The following is a 4,521-nucleotide window of genomic DNA, read 5'->3' as shown; positions in this document are numbered from 1 at the left end:
CCCCCCCCCCCCCCCCCCCCCCCCCCCCCCCCCCCCCCCCCCCCCCCCCCCCCCCCCCCCCCCCCCCCCCCCCCCCCCCCCCCCCCCCCCCCCGCTCCCGTGCTCACCAGCCCACCGCGTCCAGAGGACTACAGCGCGCCGAACCCCACACGCCGGGTGGTCGGCTCACCGATCTCCACGTACGCGATGCGGTCGGCCGGCACCAGGACCTTGCGGCCCTTGTCGTCCGTGAGGCTCAGCAGCTCCGCCTTGCCGCCCAGTGCAGCGGCGACCGCGCTCTCGACGTCCTCGGCGGAAAGCCCGCTCTCCAGAACGATCTCGCGGGGCGTGTGCTGCACCCCGATCTTGACCTCCACGGCTATGTCCCTCCGACGGTCAGTCCCTGCGCGGCGAACCGCGCCGTACGCAGCCACATTAGCCCGGTGGGAGCACGCCTCACGGTCCGAGCGGCATCGCCCGCAGCGAACACGCTCCGGGATCCGGCCGGAACGGGGGTCAGTGCTGCTCGACGCCGTGCAGCGGGAAGCCCGCGATGCCCCGCCAGGCCAGCGAGGTGAGCAGCTGCACCGCCGTGTCGCGCGGGACGCTGGAGCCGCTGGAGAGCCAGTAGCGCGCCACCACCTGTGACACGCCGCCGAGCCCGACCGCCAGGAGCATCGACTCGTCCTTGGAGAGCCCCGTGTCCCCGGCGATCACGTCGGAGATCGCCTCGGCGCACTGGAGGGAGACCCGGTCCACCCGCTCGCGCACGGCGGGCTCGTTGGTCAGGTCCGACTCGAAGACCAGCCGGAAGGCGCCGCCCTCGTCCTCCACGTAGGCGAAATAGGCGTCCATGGTCGCCTCGACGCGCAACTTGTTGTCGGTCGTCGACGCCAGCGCCGTCACCACGGCCTGGAGGAGCGACTCGCAGTGCTGGTCCAGAAGGGCCAGATAGAGCTCCAGCTTCCCGGGGAAGTGCTGGTAGAGCACCGGCTTGCTCACCCCGGCGCGCTCGGCGATGTCGTCCATCGCGGCGGAGTGGTAGCCCTGTGCGACAAAGACCTCCTGCGCGGCGCCCAGAAGCTGATTGCGTCGGGCGCGGCGGGGAAGGCGCGTGCCCCGCGGGCGCGCTGCCTCTGTCTGCTCGATGGCGCTCACGCCGCCTCCCAAATGTGTGTTCCAGCACAGCCGATCCGTACACGCCGCGCCGTACAGCCATCGTACTTTTGGGTAACCCCGGTGCGCGCGGCGCGGACGCAGAATTTCACGTACCGGACGGCTGCGGAAGCCGCAGTTCTCCGAGGTCATGGGCAAAGCGGGGCGTTCCGTCGGCAATCACCCCGGCCTACCGGTAGTCGTCCTCGTCCAGCGGGATCACCCTGCGCTGTTCGGCCACATCGGCCTCGTCGGCGGCGGCCAGGTCGGCGTCCTCCAGCCGCTCGTCGTTCTCGGGTCGGACGTCCCTGCGCTGTTCGGCGGCGTCCGCCTCCGGGGTCTCCGGGCCGGAGGGCCGCGGCTCGTCGTCCGTGAAGGTGTCCGGCTCGCTCGGGTCGACCGTCATCGGTGGCTCCCTCTCTTCCCCTCGAAGCTGCTCCCTTTGCAGCGTAGGAGCAACACTCCTACCCCGCGATGCGGCCTGTGACCGCGAACACATGAACTGGTGCGTGATCGTCTCGTAACATTGCCGCATGTCTTCGACCGAGCTGCCGGGTGCCCCGGCCGTCGCCGCAGCGGCGGCTCCCACGGTCGGCGCCGTCCGGGTCGCCGAGGGCGAGCGGCTGCGTTCGGTGGCCCTGCCGGGGCTCACCCTGGCCATCCGCTCCCGGCCCGCGGGCCGGGAGGGACTGCCCCCCGCGCTCTTCGTGCACGGGCTCGGCGGCTCCTCGCAGAACTGGTCGGCGCTGATGCCGCTGCTGGCGGACGTCGTCGCCCCCGACGCCGTCGATCTGCCCGGATTCGGTGACTCGCCGCCGCCGGACGACGGCAACTACTCGGTCACCGGGCACGCCCGTGCGGTGATCCGGCTGCTCGACGCGGGTGAACGCGGCCCTGTCCACCTGTTCGGCAACTCCCTGGGCGGCGCGGTCGCCACCCGGGTGGCAGCCGTCCGCCCCGACCTCGTGCGCACCCTCACCCTCGTCTCGCCCGCGCTGCCCGAGTGGCGGGTCCAGCGCCCGGCGGTGCCGACGGGTCTCCTGGCGGTGCCGGGGGTCGCTTCCCTGTTCGCCCGACTCACGAAGGACTGGACGGCGGAGCAGCGGACCCGCGGAGTCATGGCACTCTGTTACGGCGATCCGGCACGGGTCTCCGACGAAGGCTTCCGCAACGCGGTGGCCGAGATGGAGCGTCGGCTGGAGCTGCCGTACTTCTGGGACGCGATGGCGCGTTCGGCCCGGGGCATCGTGGACGCGTACACCCTGGGCGGCCAGCACGGACTGTGGCGCCAGGCCGAGCGGGTGCTCGCACCGACCCAGCTCGTGTACGGCGGACGGGACCAGCTCGTCTCGTACCGGATGGCACGCAGGGCGTCCGCGGCCTTCCGCGACGCCCGGCTGCTGACCCTGCCCGACGCGGGGCACGTGGCGATGATGGAGTACCCGGAGGCGGTCGCCCAGGCGTTCCGGGAACTGCTGGACGATTGCGGCGGGAGCTGATCCGGGGCGTGGGACGACACAGCCGAAAGGGCCCCGAGGCCACCCGCCCGGACGCCGCGGCGGCGGAGCAGGGCGTCCGGCCCGCCGTACCCCGGTCCGCCCCCGGTACCGGTCGGCGCAGGCGCCAGGGGCCGGTGCCCCCGGCCGAGAGGCCCGCACCCTTCCAGGACGCCCCCCAGGTGCGCGGCGGCCACCCCGAGAACCACGAGCCGGGCGGCGGCTGGGGGACCGGACCGGCGTACGCCCAGCAGCACGCGACGCCGTACGCCCAGCCGTACGGCGCTCCCGGGCGCCAGGACCAGAGGCCGGGGCGCGACCGGGCCCCTGATGAGGGGCGCGGTCCAGGTCAGGACTACGAAGCCGCCGCCCGGGAGCAGGCCGTGGCGCGTCAGGCGTCCGCCCAGCGGGTCGCCGCCGGCGGCCGGACCACGCGGCAGCCGGCCGCCGGGCCCGGCGCGATGCCGGGTCCGCGCCGGGAGTTCGTCGACGCCTTCGACGGGGCCTTCGGCGACGAGGCGCCCGCCCCGGCCGTCTCGCCCGACGCGGGTGCCCCGAAAGGGCCGGAGGGCGGCCCGTGCGCCACATCCCCCGAGCGGCCCGGACCCAAGGGGAACCGGGGGCGGACCTGCACCGGGGTCGCCGCGGCCGCCGTGACGACCGTCCTCGCGGTCGTGGTGGCCGGACAGGTCGCCGACGACTCCGCCGACCGAGAGGCCGCCGCCTCCCGGTCGGCGGGCGTCGAACGGGGCGGCGGCGACGGCGCCTCGCGCTCGGACGCCCGCCCCACCCCCGAGCACCCCGCGAGCAGGCCGCCCGAGGTCAAGCCCCTGTCGTACGCGGAGAAGATGGCGCAGCCCTATCCGCTCGCCGCGGACCTGAAGGCGACCGGGGAGTTCGAAGCCGTCCCCGGACTGGCGAAGGCGCCCGGCAAGGGACAGAAGCACCGCTACCGGATCGATGTCGAGAAGGGGCTCTCCCTCGATGCCGGTCTCTTCGCCGAGGCCGTCCAGAAGACGCTGAACGACAACCGGAGCTGGGCGCACAACGGCGCGATGACCTTCGAGCGGATCTCCTCGGGGCACCCCGACTTCGTGATCACGCTCGCCAGCCCCGGAACGACCGGTGAATGGTGTGCGAAATCCGGTCTGGACACCACGGTCGACAACGTCTCGTGCGATTCCGCCTCGACCGACCGCGTGATGATCAACGCTTATCGCTGGGCGCAGGGTTCCGCCACCTTCGGCCCGAAGAATCTGCTGGCCTACCGTCAGATGCTCATCAACCACGAAGTCGGCCACCGGCTCGGACACAACCATGTGAGCTGCCGCACGCCCGGTGCGCTGGCTCCCGTGATGCAGCAGCAGACGAAGACCCTCGACATCGACGGAATCAAGTGCAAGCCCAACCCCTGGGCGTACCCGGACAGTTGACGACATCTGTCGTTACAGGACGGCCGTTTTGATGCGCTCCGGCAGGGATCAGGGCGGCCGTTCGTGCCCTTGCGCGTGCCACGCGGCCCCGCACCCTTCGAGCTCACCGCCCTGAGCCGACGCTTCTCGGCGTGACCGGGTACCGCGCAGCCGGCGTTCTCTCCCGTCGGCGCCCGTCCGACGGGCGATCAGGGGTACGAGGACCCCGCGAGCCGTACGCGAAACAGCCGCCGGCCGCCGTTCCCGCGCCCGATCCCGGGCTCACGGCGGTCCGCCGGGCCCTGGGCAAGGGGCTGGCCGAAGCCTGACCCTCCGTGACAGCAGACCGCCTTATCGCGACGGAACGCGACGAGGGTGGGAAAGTTACGACGGTTCACCCCTTTCGGTGGGGGGGGGGGGGAGAAGGGCGGTGGTCCGCCATCGACCCTGCCTCGTGTCTTCCCCCTCTGCGCGAGAGG

Annotated in this window: 5 protein-coding genes; 2 read left to right on the top strand and 3 right to left on the bottom strand. The window is 73.1% G+C overall.

Features of this window, described 5'->3' with window-relative positions:
• Positions 1–128 precede the first annotated feature (128 nt).
• From AC0682_RS30005 to AC0682_RS29995, 3 genes are all read right to left on the bottom strand, one after another.
• Complete coding sequence (locus tag AC0682_RS30005) at positions 129–356, bottom strand: DUF3107 domain-containing protein (protein WP_010061602.1); 228 nt, start codon at positions 354–356, stop codon at positions 129–131.
• A 139-nt stretch (positions 357–495) separates the two neighbouring features.
• Entirely contained in the window at positions 496–1,137 is a 642-nt protein-coding gene (locus AC0682_RS30000) for a TetR/AcrR family transcriptional regulator (RefSeq protein WP_254811741.1), read from the bottom strand.
• 187 nt (positions 1,138–1,324) lie between these two features.
• The gene (locus AC0682_RS29995; RefSeq protein ID WP_254811740.1) at positions 1,325–1,540 is read right to left on the bottom strand and encodes a hypothetical protein; all 216 of its coding nucleotides are present in this window, start codon (positions 1,538–1,540) and stop codon (positions 1,325–1,327) included.
• Positions 1,541–1,667: 127 nt separating this feature from the next.
• Here AC0682_RS29995 and AC0682_RS29990 point away from each other — a divergent pair, with 127 nt between their 5' ends.
• The gene (locus AC0682_RS29990) at positions 1,668–2,633 is read left to right on the top strand and encodes an alpha/beta fold hydrolase (RefSeq protein ID WP_478536311.1); all 966 of its coding nucleotides are present in this window, start codon (positions 1,668–1,670) and stop codon (positions 2,631–2,633) included.
• Between the two features lie 8 nt (positions 2,634–2,641).
• Positions 2,642–4,063: a DUF3152 domain-containing protein gene (locus AC0682_RS29985; protein ID WP_478536310.1), complete on the top strand. Its 1,422-nt coding sequence runs from the start codon at positions 2,642–2,644 to the stop codon at positions 4,061–4,063.
• The last annotated feature ends 458 nt before the right edge of the window (positions 4,064–4,521 follow it).

This window comes from Streptomyces sp. NPDC043746, assembly GCF_056436485.1.
This window is presented reverse-complemented; position numbering and strand designations above follow the sequence as displayed.